The following is a 17,070-nucleotide window of genomic DNA, read 5'->3' as shown; positions in this document are numbered from 1 at the left end:
TGCGGCGCCGCCGAGCGGACCGCTCTTTCCACATCCGCGAGTAGAGTCACTGTCGTTCAGGCCTTCTTCTTCCAGGGGCGGATCCGTCCGGGCTGACAAAGGGCCATCCCGGATGAAAGGGTGGATCGATGTCCCGTTTCACCGGTCAGCCGTACCCGAGCGAACAGGTTGCCGAGGCCGCCTGCGCCGCGTCGGAACTGCTTGAGGTGCTGTGGGGGCGTGGTCAGGAGGCGGCGCCTTCCGGACCGGTCTCGCCTTCCCAGCTACGGGCCCTTCTCGTCATCGAAAAGCGTGAGGGCGCGAATCTGCGCACGCTGGGAGAGGTCCTCGGCTCGCGTCCTTCCTCGTTGAGCAGGCTCTGTGACCGGATGGAGGCCATGGGTCTTGTGGTCCGTTCGCCCAGCCCGACGAGCCGGCGTGAGGTCGAGCTGAGGCTGAGCCGCCAGGGTCACCAGGTGTTGGACGAGTACCGCGCCTTCCGTATCCGTGAGGTCGGACTCGTGCTGGAGCAGATGGATCCCTCGGACATCATGACGCTCACGGCGGGCCTGGCGGCCTTCCGCGTGGCGGCGGACGAGCGTCTGGGAGCCGTGGACGGCGCACCCGCCGATTCTTCCGGACGGAGCCATGTGGCGGAGAGCGCGTAGCTTCATTCAGGCCCACTTCCTGGCTGGGACACCTGAGTCCCGTGCTCGGGTGTTGTGTGGAAACAGTGAACAGATTGTTGCTCGACAGGGAATGTTGTCAAATGGCAACTATCACTTCTATTGTGTCTCTCGCGAGGTGCTCTTCCGCCCCTCCGTCAGGCACCCGAAGGATCTCCGTGCAACCTCCGCACAGTGCAGGTCAGACCATGCGAATGACCGCGAGACAGGTCGGTGACGCCATCGTTCTCGCCCTCCGTGGTGATCTCGACCTGGAGAGCATCGCCCCACTCGCCCCCGCGCTGGGGGAGGCGGGCCGGACGGTGACGGGGCCCGTCGTCGTTGATCTGTCCCGCGTCGACTTCGCCGACTCCACCACGGTGAACGTGTTGCTCCAGGCCCGTGCCGAGCTGGGCGCGCGGCTGCGGCTGGCCCAGCCCTCCGCTTTCGTGCGGCGGCTGTTCGACATCATCGGGCTGGAGCAGGCGCTGCCCGTGTACGAAACGGTCGAGGACGCCCTCGCGGTGACCGACCCGGCGGGCTGACGGCCCCCGGGCCAAGGCGCTGACGGCCCCCGTACGAAGAAAGACGCTCTCGGGCTCTTCGCTGCCGATTGCTGGGGTAAACGATGTCGGGAGATGGCCGCGAGACAAGCCCAACCGACGGGGTGAGCCAGATGTACCACCCGCTGACACACGACGACCAGTCCCTTGATCATATCGAGTGGTCCTGTCAGCCCGAAGTGGCGGCCGAGGCGAGGGACGTGACGTACGGGTTCATCGCCGGTCTGAGCCCGGCGCCGTCCCCGCACACCTCCCAGAACCTGGTGCTGGTGGTCTCCGAACTGGTCACCAATGCTCTGCGTCACGCGGGGGCGGTGACCTCTTTGCAACTGCGCGCGGATCGCGGCAGCCTCCAGATCGTGGTGAACGATCCGAGCCCCGCTCCGCCGCTTGACCGCACGCCGGACCTCACCGGCCGGAGCGGTGGGTTCGGCTGGCCGATGGTCCAACGACTGGCGGAGCAGGTGTCCGTACGGCCCCGCGCGGGTGGCGGCAAGGCGATCCTGGCAGTGCTCGCCAGGCGGTCTGCCTAGGCGCTGTCCGGCAGGGGCGGGTCCGGTGCTGCCCGCCCCTGCCGGGGCGGGCCGCACCCGTTGACATCGTTGTACGGCCATCCTACGTTTCTTGTGGAAAGCGCTTGCTGTCCCGGCGTCCGAGTGTGCGAAGAGTGCGCGAAGGATCCGGTGGCGCACAGGATCCGCAGTGCGAATAGGGGGTGTTCGCGACGTCTCCGCGCGACCAGATACGCGAGCCGACACGCGCCCTGACGGACCGGCGGATCCGCGCCGCCGTCATCGGCACGGGCGGGATAGCCAGGGGCGCGCACCTCCCTGCCCTGCGCGCTCTTTGCGACGAGATCGAGATCGTCGCCGCTTTCGACATCGACGAGGAGGCCGTACGGGCGTTCTGCGCCGAGGGCGGCGGCCCCGGCGCCCCGCGTCCGTACACCGATCTCGACCGCATGCTCGACGAGCAGCGCCCCGACCTGGTCACGATCTGTACGCCCCCCGTCTTCCACCGCGAGCAGACCGTGGCCGCGCTGCGCGCCGGCGCCTGGGTGTGGTGCGAGAAGCCCCCGTGCCCCTCGCTCGCCGAGTTCGACGCCATCGAGGAGGCCGAGAAGCAGGCGGCTGAGAGGAAGGCGGCCGAGGGGAAAGCGTCCTCGAAGCCCGACGCGACCGACGCGGCCGAGGAAGGCGGGGGCGGCGGCGGACCGTACGCCTCGATCGTCTTCCAGCACCGGTTCGGCTCCGGCGCCCGCCATGTCCGCTCCCTGATCGCCGACCGTGCGATGGGCCGCCCGCTGGTCGCCCACTGCCAGACCACCTGGTACCGCGACACCGCCTACTACGCCGTGCCGTGGCGCGGCAACTGGGCAGGCGAGGGCGGCGGCCCCGCGATGGGCCATGGCATCCACCAGATGGATCTGCTGCTCGAACTGCTCGGGCCCTGGACCGAAGTACGCGCCATGGCGGGCCGCCTGGTGCACGACGTCGAGACCGAGGACGTCTCCACGGCGCTCGTACGCTTCGGGAACGGGGCGCTGGCCACCGTCGTCAACAGCGTGCTCAGCCCCGACGAGGTCAGCCGTATCCGCATCGACTGCGAGCGCGCCACCGTCGAGCTGACGCATCTGTACGGATACACCAACGACGACTGGAGGATCACCCCGGCCCCCGATGTGGACGCCGTGGAACTGGCGCGCTGGCGCGACCCGGGCGAGGACGTGCCCAGCTCGCATCTGGCGCAGCTCCGTTCCCTCGTCGCCGATCTGCGGGCCGGACGCCGGCCGCGCGCCAGCGGGGCCGATGGCCGCACCAGCCTCGAACTGATCACCGCGCTCTACAAGTCGGCGTTCACCGACACGACCGTCAGGGCCGGCGAGATCGTCCCCGGCGACCCCTTCCACACGGCCCTGCACGGCGGCGTTCCCGGCTGGGCACCGCCGCGCCCTGCCCCCGCGACGGAGATCCCCGTATGACCATTTCACCAACGCAGGACACCTGGGCCGCCCCGGGCACGGCGGCGGTACGCACCGGCCCCGGACTGCTGCTGTCCCACACGCACGGTGACCGGATCGAGCTGCGGTCCGGTGGGATCGCCCTGCTCAGCTACGTCTACCGGCCCGAGGCGGCGTGGGAGGCCGCCAAGCCGTATCTGCATCCGCTGCGCACGCTGTCGGGCGGCGTGGTCACCGGCTACCGGCCCAACGACCACCGCTGGCACAAGGGACTTCAGCTCACCGCCTCCCATCTGTCGGGCCAGAACCTGTGGGGCGGCAACTCGTACGTACACGGCGAGGGTTACCTGGCGCTGCCGGAGCGCGTCGGCTCGATGAGCCACGAGGGCTTCGACGAGGTGTCCGCCGACGCGGGGCGCGCCGTGATCGCCGAGCGGCTGGTGTGGCGCAACCACGACGGTGACGCGTGGGCCGACGAGTCACGCCGTATCGAGATCCATGACGTCGACACCGCGGCCGGCGCGTGGACACTGACCTGGTCAGGCGTCATCACCAACCGGCGCGACGAGCCGCTGCGCCTCGGCAGCCCCACCACCGAGGGGCGCGAACTGGCCGGCTACACCGGTCTCTTCTGGCGCGGGCCGCGGGCCTTCCGCGGCGGGCGGCTGCTCGGCCCCGGGATGGAGGGCGAGGAGCTGATGGGGACCCAGGCCCCGTGGGTCGCGTACAGCGGTGAGTTCGACGGCATCGACGGACACGCCACCCTCGTCTTCGCGCACGCGCCGGAGAACGATCACACCGGGGCCGGCGGACAGCACCCCGCGCACTGGTTCGTGCGCAGCGATCCGTTCGCGGCGGTCGCCGCCTCCTGGGCCTTCTACGAGGAACTGGTCCTCCGGCCGGGCGACACACTCACCCGGCGCTGGCGGGTGATCGTGGCCGACGGCCGCTGGGAGCGCGACGACATCGCCACGTACCTTGAGCGGCAGTCGTGGTGAGCCGGGCGACCGGGTTCTCCGGACTCCCCGGGGCGGTCGCGGTCTCGCATCTGAGCGTGTACGACTGGGAGTCCGCCGACGGAGTGTGCGGTGGCACCCCGCATCTGCATCTCACCTGCTCCGAGGCGTATGTGGTGACCGAGGGCCGGGGCGCCGTACAGACGCTCAGCCCCGCGGGCCTCGACACCACGCCGCTGGCGCCGGGGGCGCTGGTGTGGTTCACGCCCGGCACCATCCACCGGCTCGTCAACGAGGACGGGCTGCGGATCGTCGTCCTGATGCAGAACAACGGTCTGCCCGAGGCCGGGGACGCCGTACTGACACTGCCGCCCCAGTACCTCACCGACCCGGACACCTACGCGCGGGCCGTGCGCATCCCGGACGCGCCGGAGCCCGAGCAGGCCGCCGCCGCGCGCCGTCGGCGTGATCTCGCGATCGAGGGGTTCGTGGAGCTGCGCACGGCGTGGGAGGCGGGCGACCGGCGGCCCCTGCTCGACTTCCAGCGGTCGGCCGCCGCGCTCGTACGGCCCCGAGTGGCGGAGTGGCGGGCGCGCTGGGAGGCGGGCGCGGCCGAGGCGGCCCGGCAGACCGGGGCCCAGCTCGACCGGCTGGCCGCCGGTGACGCCACGCATCTGACCGAGGCGGGTCTGCACGCCCGGCTCCCGGCGGCTCACGGCAGGTTCGGCATGTGCGGGCGGCTGAACACGTACGACATCCACGCCCCGGACGGCAGTGCCCCGGACACCGGCGACTCGGACACCGGCGACCCGGACGGCAGCGGGCTGGGCGGCGGTGCGGCGGACAGCGGCGACCCGGACGGCGGCGGCCGGGGCGGTGGCTCCTGACGCGAGCCGTACGCGAGACCGCCCGGCCGGGAGAACCCGGCCGGGCGGTCCGTGCGTTGTCCGCGGCTCAGCTGGTGTATGCCTCCAGTTCGGAGAGCTGCGCCGCCGGCCAGCCGGTGTTGCCCGTGACCGTCAGCCGCAGATAGCGGGTCGGGGTCCCGTCCAGCGTGACCGTCGCGGTGTTACCGCTCGACGGGTTGAACGTGTAGCCCGCCGACGGCTTCAGCGTGCTGTACGTGGAGTTGTTGGTGCTCCCCGACACACTGAGCGTCTGGGTGCGGGTCGTCCACGCCGACGACGGAGGCAGCTTCAGCACCACCCGCTTGACCGCCTTCGGCGCGCCGAGGTCGACGGTGATCGTCTGCGGGAAGGCGTTGTTGGTGCTCTCCCAGTAGGAGTTGGGGTTGCCGTCGACCGCGTTGGCCGCGCCGTACACCTCGGCGTGCCCGGACTCGGTGACCGGACGGCCCTGCGCGAGATTGCCCGGGTCCGTCGGCGGGTCGGTGGGCGGGTCGGTGGGCGGGTCGGTCGGCGGGTTGGTGGGACCGCCGGGCACACCGCCGTTGGTCCACACCGGGTCGGGCCACGTACCCGTGCACGCGGGCGGGTTGGCGTACCAGCCCGAGTTCCCGGCGCCCTGCGTGATCTGGAAACCGCTGCCCACACAGTTGTGGATCGGGTTGGACTGCGCGATATGGGTGGCGGTCACATTGGTGAAGGAGGCGGTGCCCGGCGCCTGGATCTGGAGCGCGTACGTACCGGCGCCGTCGATCCGGATGTTGTTGAAGCGCAGCCCGTTCGTCGCGCCCTCGATCAGATGGATGGCGGCGTAGGAGCTGTCCAGGACCTCGCTGTCGGTGATGTTGATGGTGGCGTTGATCGGCTCGTTGAGACCGCTGAACCAGATCGCGCCGACGCCGAAGCGCCAGTTGTAGTCATTGTTCCCGGCCCGGATCAGGGTGTTGCGCGCGGCGGTGGTGGTGCCGGAGACCGCCGTGCCCTGACCGGAGTTGACGCCGGGATAGCGGTTGGCGATATGCAGCCCGCCGCCGTTGGTGATGGTGTCCGACATGACGTTGTCGGAGATGGTGATGTCCCTGCCGCCGTACGTGACGATGTTGTTCGCCAGGATCGGCAGGATCACGGTGTTGAACGTGAACTTGTTCTTCACGTTCGGGACGTTCTCGGCCCACATGGCCAGCCCGTCGTCACCGGTGTTGCGCACAAAGGTGTTGGTGACCGTCGAGTTGGTCACGCCGATGTGGAAGTTGACGCCGTCCGCGGTCTGGTCGAGGATGCGGCTGTTCTTGATGGTGAAGTTGTCCATCGGGCCGTCCATCCAGGCGCCGCACTTGGTGTGCTGCATCCAGACGTTGTCGACGACCGAGTTGGACATGGCGCCGCCGATGGCGTTGACCTGGTCGTTGTCCACGCGCTCACGGATGTCGCCCATGATGGCGAAGTCCTTGAGGGTGACATTGCTGCTGCCGCCCGCGTTGGCGTACTTGCCGTAGACACCGACGGCCTTGCTGCGGTCGGACGGGTCACGCCCGGTCAGCACGCTGTACCAGGGACCCGCGCCGCGCAGGGTGACCTTGTCGACGATGATGTGGTCGCGCACCTGGAAGGTGCCCTGCGGTATGTAGACCTCCCTGCCCTGCGTACGGCCCGCGTCGACCGCCGCCTGGATCTTGGCCGTCGAGTCGGCGGCACCGCTCGGGTCCGCGCCGAAGTCGCTCACCACGTCGAGGGCGCCCGAGGGCTTGCCGATCGGCGCGGCCACCTGCTCGAAGTCGGCGAGGTCGATGGTGAACGTGGGGGACGCGGCGGTCGAGGAGACCTGGAGCCGGACCTTCGCACCGGCCGGCAGCGTCGACCCGAACATGGTGCGGGTCTCGTCGTAGAAGTGGTGCGGGTTCGTGTCGCCCGGGTTGTTGTTGAACGGATAACCGCCGTAGTACCAGCCGTACTTGGAGGTCACCGGCACGCTCTTGAGGGACGTGCCGTTGACCCGTAGATCGATGGTCGCGTCCCGGCCGGTACCCGCCGCGTTGTCCGGCAGCGAGTAGCGGAACGACATCGCGTTCGCCGGGGCGGTGAGGGTGAACTCCACATACTCACCGACCGCGTCGAGCGTCACGGCCTGCCGGCCCGAGGCTTCCGAGGGCAGCGTGCCGTACAGGCGGTTGGGGCCGATCAGGGAGCCGTTGGTGGCGGCGTACTCGGCTTCCTGTTCCTTGAACGGCACCGTGGCGCCGCGGCCGGGGACATTGACGGGGGAGGGGGCGGGGACCGCCGCGGCCTGGGCGGCGGGCGCGGTGGAGAGCACCACCGCCGCGGCCGTCCCGGCCACGGCGAGTGCGAGGGAAAGGGATGCGGAGATGCCGCGCCGGAGCAGGCGGCCTCGTGGGGGTCCGGTGGGGAGTGTCACAGACATACGTCCTTGCGGCTCGTGGGGACTCTGCGGACGCGAAAAGGTTAGAAGTTGGCTTACAAGAAGTCTATGATTCCGCGCAAATTTTGGAGACCAACGCAAAAATCCTCGACCCGGTGGGCGCTCGGGGCTGGGGCGGATGTCGGCGGCCGGGCGACGCCGGAGTGGTGCGCGGTGGTGCGGGGCTGTCTCGCGGCCCGCCTGCCCCAGGGGTCCCGCGCACACCTCTTGTAGCGCGGACGCGGTGGGCCCTACGATGCCCGGCAGGGCATGAAACGTTTCAATTCAAGGGGAGCCGCGATGGGCATGGGCTGGACACGCCGAGGTCTTCTGCACACCTCCGTGGCGGGCGCCGGAGTGGGGATCGCGGGGCTCGCCGCCGCCTCCCCGGCCGCGGGCGCGCCGTCCGGCGGCTCGTCGGGAACGGGCGGGCGGCGGGCCGGGCTCCGTGTCGCCACCGCCACGGTCGAATACACCGAGCGGCTCCTCGGTACCGATGTCGCGGCCCCGCTGCTGTCCTGGGAGCTGAGCGGCGCGTCGGACGCCCGGGGCGCCCGCCAGAGTGCCTATCAGATCCGGGCCGCGAACGATCCGCGCGCTCTCGCGGCCGGCCGCCAACTCCTCTGGGACACCGGCCGCGTGGCCTCCGACCGCACCGTCGCCGTGCCCTACGCGGGCCCCGGGCTGCCGCCCCGTACCCGCTGCCACTGGCAGGTCCGTGTCTGGGACGGCGACGGACGCGTCTCACCGTGGAGCACGGCCGGCTGGTGGGAGACCGCGCTCGGCGCCGAACCGTGGCAGGCCCGCTGGATCGGCGCCGACCAGGCGCCGGAACCACCCGGCTTCGACGGCGCGTCCTGGATCTGGACCGAGGGGGCGACCACCGGCGGCGCGCCCGTGGGCGCCCGGTGGTTCCGCGGCGCACTCGCACTGCCGCCGGGCACGCGGGGTACGGACGTCGCGCGGGCGACCCTCCTCGCCACGGCCGACGACGATTTCACCCTCCATCTCGACGGCCGGCAGGTCCTCCACGCGCCTGAGCAGGTGGACGGCTGGCGCACCGGACAGATGGCCGACGTCACCGAGGCCGTACGGTCCGCCACCGGCGGCCGGATCGTCCTCGCCGCCCTCGCGGCCAATCGCGGCGCGGCCTCCGTCAACCCGGCGGGGCTGCTCGTACGGCTGCTCGTCGAGACCGTCGGGGGCACCCGCCACGAGCTGGTCACCGGCGCCGGCTGGCGCGCCGCCGGAACCGCTCAACAGGGCTGGGAGCAGCCGGACTTCGACGACAGCGGCTGGACCGCGGCGGCCGTACTGGCCCCCTACGGACAGGGCCCGTGGGGAACCGGTGTGTCGATCGCCGCCCCCGAGGCGCCCGCGCCCCTGCTGCGCCGCGAGTTCACCGTATCAGGACCGGTCAGCCGCGCCCGGCTCTACATCAGCGGACTCGCTTACTACACAGCCGAGTTGAACGGGAAGCGGATCGGCGGTCAGGTGCTCGACCCGGCCTTCACGGACTACGACGAGACCGTGCTGTACGCCGTCCATGACGTGACCTCGCTGCTGCGGCGCGGTGCCAACGCGATCGGGGTGACCCTGGGCCGCGGCTTCTACGGCATGACCACTCCCAATGTATGGAACTGGCACCAGCCGCCGTGGCACGGCGAACCCCGGCTGCTGTGCCGGCTGGAGGCCGAGCACCCCGACGGCTCCCGCACCACCGTCGTCTCCGACACCGACTGGCGTATCACCGAGGGCCCCACCCTCACCAACTCGCTCTACGCGGGCGAGACATACGATGCCCGGCTGGCTCCCGAGGGCTGGACCATGCCCGGTTTCGACGACAGCTCCTGGCGCTCCCCGAACCCCCAGGCCGCGCCCAGGGGCACGCTGCGCGCGCAGCCGCACGACCCCATCGAGATCATCGAGACCCTCACCCCCACCGCGATCACCGAGCTGCGGCCCGGGGTGTATGTCGTCGACATGGGCCGTACGACGGCGGGGTGGACCCGGCTGACCGTACGGGCCCCGGCCGGGACCGTCGTCCAGCTCGTCCATGGCGAGAAGCTCAAGGCGGACGGCAGCGTCCACGCCGAGACCGGGCATGTGCCGGGACGTTTCCAGCGCGACGAGTACATCTGCGCGGGCGGCGCGGGCGGCGTGGGGTCCGGGGGCAGCGGGTCCGGCGGGGGTGAGCCCGGGGGCGCCGAGGTCTGGGAGCCGTCGTTCTCGTACAAGGGCTTCCGCTATGTCCAGGTCAGCGGATTGCCGAGCCGCCCGCGCCCCGCCGATGTGCTGGGCCGGGTCGTCCATACGAAAGTGGCCGAGGTCAGCTCGTTCGACTGCTCGGAGCCCTTCTACGGACAGCTCGACCGGGCGATGCGCCGCACCCTCCTCAACAACCTGCACGGCATACCGACCGACACCCCCATGTACGAGAAGAACGGCTGGACGGGCGACGCGCAGCTCGGCGCGCCCATCATGGCGTACGCCTTCGGAGTCCACCGCTTCCTGACGAAGTGGCTCGGAGACCTGGCGGACAGTCAGAACCCGGACGGGCAGCTGCCGGTGATCGTGCCCAGCGGCGGCTGGGGCTACGGCGACCTCGGGCCCTCCCCGGAATGGACGACCGTATACCCGTTCCTGATACGGGAGATGTACCGGATCTACGGCGACGACCGGGTGGCGCGCGAGCACTGGTCCACCCTGACCGCCTATCTGGACTGGGAGTTGGACCGGCTGGAGGACGGACTCGCCATCACGGCTCTCGGCGACTATCTGCCGCCGGGGTACGGCGGCAACCCGCCCGAGGACACCCGGCTCACGGCGACGGCGTATCTGCACCGCGCGCTGACGCAGACGGCCGAACTGGGCGAACTACTGGGCCACGGCGAGGCCGCGGACCGCTACCGTACGGCCGCGGCCGGGCTGAAGGACGCCTTCAACGCCGCCTTCCTGGACCCCGCGTCGGGCCACTACCGGACCGCGAAGGACCCCGGCTACCGGCAGACCTCCAACGCCCTGCCGCTCGCCTTCGGCCTGGTCCCGAGCGGCGCCCGCGCGTCGGTGCTCGACAGTCTCGTCGCCGACATCGCCGCCCGTGGCGACCACCTCAACACCGGTGCCCTGGGCACGAGCGTGCTGCTGCGTGTCCTGTGCGCGCACGGCCGCCCCGAGGTGGCGCACGCCATCGCCACCCAGCGTACGTACCCGAGCTGGGGCTACTGGTTCGACAACGGCGCCGACACCATGTGGGAGATGTGGCCCGTCGACTCGCGCTCGCGCGACCACTACTTCCAGGGCACAGTCGTCCAGTGGCTGTACGAGAACGTGGCGGGACTGCGTCCCGGGGACGCGGGGTACCGGACGTTCACCGTACGGCCCGACGGCCGGACCGGCGTCACGTGGGCGCGCACCTCGATCCGTACGGTACGCGGCACGGCCTCGGTGGACTGGTCCGCGATAGGCCGTGATCTGCGGCTCTCGGTGCGCGTGCCGGTCGGCGCGACGGCGGAGATCCATGTGCCCGCCGAGCGCCCCGAGCTGGTGAAGGCGCCGCGCGGCGCGGAGTATCTCCGCACGGAGCCGGGCTTCGTGGTGTACCGGGCGGGGCAGGGTGCCTGGGACTTCGTGGGGCGGAGCTGAGGGCGGCCTGCGCGGGGGTGTGCGGCGGACCTGCGCGCCGGTGTGCGGCGGACCTGCGCGGGGGTGTGCCTTTGAACGTTTCACCACGGCCGGGCGTAGCGGTCCGGCCGTGGTGGTCCTCAGGGCCTGTCCGACGGCGATCCGTCGGACAGGCCCGGGTCCCGGCGCAGCAGATACGTGTCCATGATCCAGCCCTTCCGTGCGCGTGCCCCGGACCGCAACTCCCCGATCCGGTCCGCCACTTCGGAGAGCCGTCCGGAGACGAGGATCTCGTCGTCCGTCCCCACGTAGGCGCCCCAGTGGATGACCGGATCGGCCGCCAGATGGTGCCGGAAGGACTCGTGCGCGTCCAGCATCACCACGACATCGTCCACGCCGTCCGGCCAGCCCTCGGCGAGCCGGCGACCGGTGGTGATCTGTACGGGGCCGCCCACGCGGTTCAGTCCGACGCGGTGCCTGGCCGCCAGCGCGGAGACACTGCTGATGCCGGGGATCACCTCGTACTCGAACCGGACCAAGCCGCGCGCCAGGATCTCTTCCAGGATGGCGAGCGTCGAGTCGTACAGGGAGGGATCGCCCCAGACGAGGAACGCCCCGGTGCCGCCAGGGCCCGGCCCTTCGTCCCCGTCGGGACCCTTGCCGTCGGCCAGCTCATCGATGATCGCGCGCTCACAGAGCGCGGCGCGCCGGCTCCGCCAGTCGTCGACGGTCCCGGGGTAGCCGGCACCGTCGGCCGCGCGCTCCCGCTCCGGGTCGCGGACCTCGACGAGCCGATAGCCCGTGCCGTGGCCGGTCCCACCCGGGGGCCCGTCGCGGTACTCGCCCGCGGACCCGTCGCCGGGCTCGCCCGCCGGCTCCCCGGCATGGCGGCGGAGGATCTCGTGCCGGAGCCCGATCAGATCCGACTTCCGGGCGCCCTTGTCGAGCAGGAAGAAGACATCCACGCGCCGGAGCGCCTTGACCGCCTGGACGGTCAGCTGGTCGGGGTCGCCCGCGCCGATACCGATGACATAGATCTTTCTCACCCTGCCGAGTCTGCCCCATACCCCGTGGTCGCCATACAGAGGAAGGAAGGTCATATCCATCGGATGTCTGATGATCCATCACCCTCTCCGAGGGGCTTCCGCGCACCCTCACGCCCGACATATGCTCCGCCCATGCGCGCCGCCCTTTTCGTCACCTGCGTCAACGACGCCGTCTATCCGGCCACTGGTATCGCGACCGTACGGCTCCTCGAACGTCTGGGCGTCGAAGTCGACTTTCCCGAGGCGCAGACGTGCTGCGGCCAGCCTCAGTTCAACACCGGCTACCGGCGTGAGACCGAGCCGCTGGTACGGCGGATGACCCGGGCCTTCGAGGGTTACGACTACGTCGTGACACCGTCCGGATCCTGCGCGGCCATGGTCCGCCACCACTACCCCAGGATCGGCGACGAGGCCGCCGCCGACCTCGCCGCACGAACGTTCGAGCTGACCGAGTTCCTCGTCGACGTGGTCGGCGTGACGGACGTGGGCGCGCACTTCCCGCACACCGTCACCTACCACCCCTCCTGCCACGGCCTGCGGCTGCTGGGCCTGGGAGAGCGGCCGCGAAAGCTGCTGGAGTCGGTACGGGGACTGGAGCTGCGGGAGCTGCCGGGCGCGGACGAGTGCTGTGGCTTCGGCGGCACCTTCGCCGTCAAGAACTCCGATGTTTCGGCCGCGATGGGCCAGGACAAGGTGAGCAACGCGGTCTCCACCGGGGCCGAGGTGCTCTGCGGAGCGGACAACTCCTGTCTGATGCATCTCGGCGGGATCGTGAGCCGCGAGGGCGCCCCGCTGCGCCCCGTGCATCTCGCGGAGATTCTGGCGTCGACGGAAGAGGAGCCCTGGTCATGAGCGGTACGTATCTGGGGATGCCGGCGTTTCCGGTGGCGGCGAAGGAGGCCGTCGGCAACGAGACGCTGCGCGGCAACCTCCGGCACGCCACCCACACCATCCGCGACAAGCGCGCCAAGGCCGTCGCGGAGCTGGACGACTGGGCACTGCTGCGGGAGGCGGGCAAGCGGATCAAGGACCACACGCTGCGCCATCTGGACCGCTATCTCGTGCGGCTGGAGGAGTCGGTCACGGCGGCGGGCGGAGTGGTGCACTGGGCGGCCGACGCCGGCGAGGCGAACCGGATCGTGGCGGAGCTGGTGAAGGCGACCGGCGAGACCGAGGTCGTCAAGGTCAAATCGATGGCCACCCAGGAGATCGGGCTCAACGAGGCGCTGGAGGCCGAGGGCATCTCCGCGTACGAGACCGACCTCGCCGAGCTGATCGTCCAGCTCGGCGACGACCGGCCGTCCCACATCCTCGTCCCGGCGATCCACCGGAACCGCGGCGAGATCCGGGACATCTTCCGCGACCGGATGGGCGCCTGGGGCCGGCCGGCGCCCGACGGTCTCTCCGACACCCCCGGCGAGCTCGCCGAGGCCGCACGGCTGCACCTGAGGGAGAAGTTCCTGCGCGCCAAGGTCGGCATCTCGGGGGCGAACTTCATGGTCGCCGAGACCGGCACGCTCGTGGTCTTCGAGTCGGAGGGCAACGGACGCATGTGCCTGACGCTCCCCGAGACGCTGATCTCCGTGGTGGGCATCGAGAAGGTGGTGCCGAGCTGGCGGGATCTGGAGGTCTTCCTCCAGACGCTGCCGCGCTCCTCGACGGCGGAACGGATGAATCCGTACACCAGCATGTGGACCGGCACGCACGACGCGGACGGCCCGAGCACCTTCCATCTGGTGCTGCTGGACAACGGCCGTACGGACACACTGGCCGACGAGGTCGGCCGCCAGGCGCTGCGCTGCATCCGCTGCTCGGCCTGCCTGAACGTCTGCCCGGTGTACGAGCGGGCGGGCGGACACGCGTACGGCTCGGTCTACCCGGGCCCGATCGGGGCGATCCTCAGCCCTCAACTACGGGGCACCGGAAGCGAGATCGACGCGTCGCTGCCGTACGCCTCCTCCCTCTGCGGGGCCTGCTACGACGTGTGTCCCGTCGCCATCGACATCCCCGAGGTACTGGTCCATCTCCGCGAGCGGGTCGCGGACCAGGGCGGCAAGGGTCACCGGCTGGAGAGGGCCGCGATGAAGGCGGCGGGCTGGGTCTTCGACCATCCGCGTGTGATGGCGGCGGGGGAGCGGGCCGCGTCGCGGACGCGCCGGCTGCATCCCTCGAAACTCCCGGGAGCGGGGGCGTGGACCGACGCGCGCGATCTGCCGGAGCTGCCACCGGAGTCGTTCCGCGACTGGTGGAAGAAGCACCACGACAACCGTAAGGACACAGGAACATGAGCACCGGCGCGGACGCGGCATCGGGCACCGGCAGGGGCGCGGCTCCGGGCACCGGCAGGGGCGGCGGATCCCGGGAGCGGATCCTCGCCAGGATCCGCGCCGCCGTCGCGGACGCCCCCGACGCCCCGGAACCCGCCCGGGACTACCTGGACACGCACACCCCCGACGAACGCGTCATCGACCTGCTCGCCGAGAACCTCGCCGACTACCGCGCGCTCGTCCACCGGACCGACAGCGAGGAACTGCCCGCGCTCATCGCGCGCCTCCTGGCCGAACGCGGCGCCCGTACCGTCCTCGTACCTCCGCTCCTCCCGGCCCTGTGGCTCTCCGCGCTCTCCTCGGTGGGCACCGATCTGATCAGGTTCGAGGACGATCCCAGCTCCACGGCGCGGGAACTCGACGTCGTGGACAGTGTGATCACGGGCTGCGCCCTGGCCATCGCGGAGACCGGCACACTGGTCCTGGACGCGGCCCCCGACCAGGGAAGGCGCCGCATCACACTCATCCCCGACCATCACATCTGCGTCGTACGCACCGCCGACCAGGTGGTCGGTTCCGTACCGCAGGCCATGCCCCGGCTCGACCCCACCCGTCCGCTGACCTGGATCTCAGGACCGTCCGCGACCAGCGACATCGAACTCGACCGGGTGGAGGGCGTACACGGTCCGCGCACGCTCGAAGTCATCCTGCTCAGTGAGTGAGCGACGTCAGCCGAGGAGCCTCGCGGGCCGCGTCCACCTCTTCCCCGCCCGCCACCCGCACCGCCAACTCCCGCGCCCAGGAGGTCAGTCCGGGCACATCGATACCGTACGGGCCACGGAACGGGGCGATCGCCTCCGCGCCCCGCAACAGCAGCCTCGCCCCACCGGTCGCATTGCCCCGGGCGGCGTGCGTCAGCCCGACCGCCAGCTGAGCCATCCCCTTCCACAGCGCCCGCTCCGCGTCGGGCCCCGACTTCCACGCGTCCTCGAACACCTCGTGCGCATGGAACGGCTTCCCCGCGTCGAGCAGCCGCTGCGCCTCCGAAAGCGTCTCCCCGGGCGTACGCACCACGCCCTCGGGCCCCCGCTCCACGCCAGGAACCCCATACGCCAACGGTCGCCCCAGCCCATCCCGCGGCCGCGCACTCCGCGCCCGCCCCTCGTCGTCACGATCCCGCCGGTTCTCCTTCATACGCCGATTGTCGCGCGGACGGGGCGCGTCTTCTCGCCGTTCGGAGTGAGGTAATGTTCTCGTGTGTGGCCGACCGGGGGATTTTCCTCCCCCACCGGGGCCACATATCGGGACGTGGCGCAGCTTGGTAGCGCACTTGACTGGGGGTCAAGGGGTCGCAGGTTCAAATCCTGTCGTCCCGACCAGCGTTTTCGCGGGTCGCAGGCGGTATCGGAGAGATCCGGTACCGCCTTTTCGTCGTTCTTGGGGACCAGTTGGGGACCAGCCGGTCCAGCGGTCAGCAGCTTGGCGCGTCGCTCGGCCAGGACCTCGGCGGCGACGGCGCGGGCCCGGCCGAGGCGCGCGTAGCGGGTGGCGAGGTCCGGTTTCGACGGATTCCACTGGCTGGCGCCAGTCCTATGTCGTGAGCCCCGGCGCGTGGTTCCGGCAGTTGTGCGTGGCCACAGGCCGCGACTACTCCGACAGCGGGCGGGACCGTCTCTTCCCGCCCGGGACACCACCAGAATCTCCGTGCTGATACCGAGCCGTCGCCCCCGGGACTCCGGCGGCGATCTTGTCGAGCAGCATCTGGACGGTGGCCCGCTCCGACACCGAGAGGAAGTACCCCGTGCAGTCCGTTATGGCGCGCGACTCCGACCGTGCCCCAGCGGCAACGGCCGAGATCACCGGCCGAGCCGGCCTCAGACGAAGGGCAGCAGATGTACCTCGGAGATCAGCGCGGCATCGGCACTGATCCGCCTGGCCGCGGCCCGCAGGGCGGGCAGGACGGTCTCGCGCGCCTCGTCGGCGGAGGTACGGCCGGCTTGGAGGGAGACATTGGCCGCGGCGATCACCCGCCCATCGCGTCCCAGGAGCGGGACGGCGACCGAGCGCAGCCCCTCCTCCAACTCGTGGTCCACCAGCGCGAAGCCGTCGTGCGCCACCTGCTCCAGGACCGAGGCGAGAGGGGCCGCGCTGGTGACGGTGCGGTCGGTGAACGGCTTGAGGTGCGCCTCGCGCAACCACTGGGCGCGGCGTTCGTCCGGATGGTGGCGTTCGCGGCCGAGAGCGTCCTGGGGTCGTACGTGTCCGTGACCAGGGCCGTGGTGGCGGCGACCGCGGCCATGGCGGGCAGCCGGACAGCCCGCTCGTCGGTTCCCTTGAGGTCGATATGGCCGTCGGGAAGGTAGTGGGTGTAGGTGGCGGCGTACCAGGGGCCGATCAGATAACGGGCGCTCCCGGCGAGGACGGCTGTCACTCGGGGTCCGGCGGCGTCCGCCCCTGAGTAGGAGCCCAGGTCCGGCCAGTTGATGGGTACGACGCTGTTGCCGTCCGCCGCCGGGGCGGTGCCCGCCGTCCCGGCCCCGAACGCACCGGTGAGTCCGATCGCGCCTGCCGCTCCGAGGAAGCGGCGTCGGGAGAGTGCGGGCAGGTCGAACATGGGGGCTCCTCCTCGCGAGGGACATCGGACAGCGACAGGCGTGGCCGGTGGCAGCGCACCGACGGTTCGCGGAGG

14 protein-coding genes and 1 tRNA gene are annotated in these 17,070 nt (G+C 70.9%); 11 read left to right on the top strand and 4 right to left on the bottom strand.

Annotation, left to right across the window (positions count from 1 at the left end; genetic code table 11):
• The first annotated feature begins 128 nt into the window (after positions 1-128).
• From ACZ7LS_RS17705 to ACZ7LS_RS17680, 6 genes are all read left to right on the top strand, one after another.
• Positions 129-647, top strand: a complete 519-nt coding sequence (locus tag ACZ7LS_RS17705; RefSeq protein WP_382881995.1) for a MarR family winged helix-turn-helix transcriptional regulator — start codon at positions 129-131, stop codon at positions 645-647.
• Positions 648-853: 206 nt separating this feature from the next.
• Positions 854-1,189, top strand: coding sequence for an STAS domain-containing protein (locus tag ACZ7LS_RS17700; RefSeq protein WP_382515812.1), 336 nt, complete (start codon positions 854-856; stop codon positions 1,187-1,189).
• A gap of 131 nt (positions 1,190-1,320) precedes the next feature.
• The gene (locus ACZ7LS_RS17695; RefSeq protein ID WP_382515815.1) at positions 1,321-1,740 is read left to right on the top strand and encodes an ATP-binding protein; all 420 of its coding nucleotides are present in this window, start codon (positions 1,321-1,323) and stop codon (positions 1,738-1,740) included.
• Between the two features lie 182 nt (positions 1,741-1,922).
• Positions 1,923-3,188, top strand: coding sequence for a Gfo/Idh/MocA family protein (locus ACZ7LS_RS17690; RefSeq protein ID WP_385132706.1), 1,266 nt, complete (start codon positions 1,923-1,925; stop codon positions 3,186-3,188).
• Complete coding sequence (locus ACZ7LS_RS17685; RefSeq protein ID WP_382665238.1) at positions 3,185-4,165, top strand: DUF6807 domain-containing protein; 981 nt, start codon at positions 3,185-3,187, stop codon at positions 4,163-4,165. Before ACZ7LS_RS17690 ends, ACZ7LS_RS17685 begins: the two co-directional genes overlap by 4 nt.
• Positions 4,162-5,010: a cupin domain-containing protein gene (locus tag ACZ7LS_RS17680; RefSeq protein ID WP_385132704.1), complete on the top strand. Its 849-nt coding sequence runs from the start codon at positions 4,162-4,164 to the stop codon at positions 5,008-5,010. Before ACZ7LS_RS17685 ends, ACZ7LS_RS17680 begins: the two co-directional genes overlap by 4 nt.
• A 67-nt stretch (positions 5,011-5,077) precedes the next feature.
• On the opposite strand, the gene ACZ7LS_RS17675 is transcribed toward ACZ7LS_RS17680, so the two are convergent.
• Positions 5,078-7,447 carry a discoidin domain-containing protein gene (locus ACZ7LS_RS17675; protein ID WP_382515826.1) on the bottom strand — a complete coding sequence of 790 codons (2,370 nt, stop codon included), beginning with the start codon at positions 7,445-7,447 and terminating at the stop codon, positions 5,078-5,080.
• A gap of 303 nt (positions 7,448-7,750) precedes the next feature.
• Between ACZ7LS_RS17675 and ACZ7LS_RS17670 the strand changes: the two genes are divergently transcribed.
• Positions 7,751-11,089 carry a family 78 glycoside hydrolase catalytic domain gene (locus tag ACZ7LS_RS17670; protein WP_385341597.1) on the top strand — a complete coding sequence of 1,113 codons (3,339 nt, stop codon included), beginning with the start codon at positions 7,751-7,753 and terminating at the stop codon, positions 11,087-11,089.
• Between the two features lie 119 nt (positions 11,090-11,208).
• On the opposite strand, the gene cobF is transcribed toward ACZ7LS_RS17670, so the two are convergent.
• On the bottom strand, positions 11,209-12,114 hold the full coding sequence (cobF, locus tag ACZ7LS_RS17665) for a precorrin-6A synthase (deacetylating) (RefSeq protein WP_385132698.1): 906 nt from the start codon (positions 12,112-12,114) through the stop codon (positions 11,209-11,211).
• Between the two features lie 132 nt (positions 12,115-12,246).
• Here cobF and ACZ7LS_RS17660 point away from each other — a divergent pair, with 132 nt between their 5' ends.
• The 3 genes from ACZ7LS_RS17660 to ACZ7LS_RS17650 are packed head-to-tail and all read left to right on the top strand — an operon-like array spanning position 12,247 to position 15,103.
• A complete protein-coding gene (locus tag ACZ7LS_RS17660; RefSeq protein WP_382515834.1) occupies positions 12,247-12,966 on the top strand; it encodes a (Fe-S)-binding protein in 720 nt (239 codons plus the stop codon).
• Positions 12,963-14,402 carry a LutB/LldF family L-lactate oxidation iron-sulfur protein gene (locus tag ACZ7LS_RS17655; protein WP_385132696.1) on the top strand — a complete coding sequence of 480 codons (1,440 nt, stop codon included), beginning with the start codon at positions 12,963-12,965 and terminating at the stop codon, positions 14,400-14,402. The genes ACZ7LS_RS17660 and ACZ7LS_RS17655 overlap by 4 nt, the downstream gene beginning before the upstream one ends.
• Positions 14,399-15,103, top strand: coding sequence for a LutC/YkgG family protein (locus ACZ7LS_RS17650; protein WP_385132693.1), 705 nt, complete (start codon positions 14,399-14,401; stop codon positions 15,101-15,103). Before ACZ7LS_RS17655 ends, ACZ7LS_RS17650 begins: the two co-directional genes overlap by 4 nt.
• Here the strand turns inward: ACZ7LS_RS17650 and ACZ7LS_RS17645 are convergent.
• Positions 15,093-15,575, bottom strand: a complete 483-nt coding sequence (locus ACZ7LS_RS17645) for a DUF309 domain-containing protein (protein WP_382515842.1) — start codon at positions 15,573-15,575, stop codon at positions 15,093-15,095. The genes ACZ7LS_RS17650 and ACZ7LS_RS17645 overlap by 11 nt on opposite strands.
• A gap of 108 nt (positions 15,576-15,683) precedes the next feature.
• Here ACZ7LS_RS17645 and ACZ7LS_RS17640 point away from each other — a divergent pair.
• Positions 15,684-15,760, top strand: a tRNA-Pro gene (locus tag ACZ7LS_RS17640).
• Positions 15,761-16,255: 495 nt separating this feature from the next.
• Here the strand turns inward: ACZ7LS_RS17640 and ACZ7LS_RS17635 are convergent.
• Positions 16,256-17,020 carry an IclR family transcriptional regulator domain-containing protein gene (locus ACZ7LS_RS17635; protein ID WP_385132690.1) on the bottom strand — a complete coding sequence of 255 codons (765 nt, stop codon included), beginning with the start codon at positions 17,018-17,020 and terminating at the stop codon, positions 16,256-16,258.
• Positions 17,021-17,070 lie beyond the last annotated feature (50 nt).

Source organism: Streptomyces sp. NPDC039430, from assembly GCF_055639435.1.
This window is presented reverse-complemented; position numbering and strand designations above follow the sequence as displayed.

Excerpts from the sequence above, each read along its gene's own strand:
- ACZ7LS_RS17705 (WP_382881995.1), top strand. The coding sequence starts at position 129 with ATGTCCCGTTTCACCGGTCAGCCGTACCCGAGCGAACAGGTTGCCGAG.
- ACZ7LS_RS17700 (WP_382515812.1), top strand. The coding sequence starts at position 854 with ATGCGAATGACCGCGAGACAGGTCGGTGACGCCATCGTTCTCGCCCTC.
- ACZ7LS_RS17695 (WP_382515815.1), top strand. The coding sequence starts at position 1,321 with ATGTACCACCCGCTGACACACGACGACCAGTCCCTTGATCATATCGAG.
- ACZ7LS_RS17685 (WP_382665238.1), top strand. The coding sequence starts at position 3,185 with ATGACCATTTCACCAACGCAGGACACCTGGGCCGCCCCGGGCACGGCG.
- ACZ7LS_RS17675 (WP_382515826.1), bottom strand. The coding sequence starts at position 7,447 with ATGTCTGTGACACTCCCCACCGGACCCCCACGAGGCCGCCTGCTCCGG.
- ACZ7LS_RS17670 (WP_385341597.1), top strand. The coding sequence starts at position 7,751 with ATGGGCTGGACACGCCGAGGTCTTCTGCACACCTCCGTGGCGGGCGCC.
- ACZ7LS_RS17660 (WP_382515834.1), top strand. The coding sequence starts at position 12,247 with ATGCGCGCCGCCCTTTTCGTCACCTGCGTCAACGACGCCGTCTATCCG.
- ACZ7LS_RS17655 (WP_385132696.1), top strand. The coding sequence starts at position 12,963 with ATGAGCGGTACGTATCTGGGGATGCCGGCGTTTCCGGTGGCGGCGAAG.
- ACZ7LS_RS17650 (WP_385132693.1), top strand. The coding sequence starts at position 14,399 with ATGAGCACCGGCGCGGACGCGGCATCGGGCACCGGCAGGGGCGCGGCT.
- ACZ7LS_RS17645 (WP_382515842.1), bottom strand. The coding sequence starts at position 15,575 with ATGAAGGAGAACCGGCGGGATCGTGACGACGAGGGGCGGGCGCGGAGT.
- ACZ7LS_RS17635 (WP_385132690.1), bottom strand. The coding sequence starts at position 17,020 with ATGTCCCTCGCGAGGAGGAGCCCCCATGTTCGACCTGCCCGCACTCTC.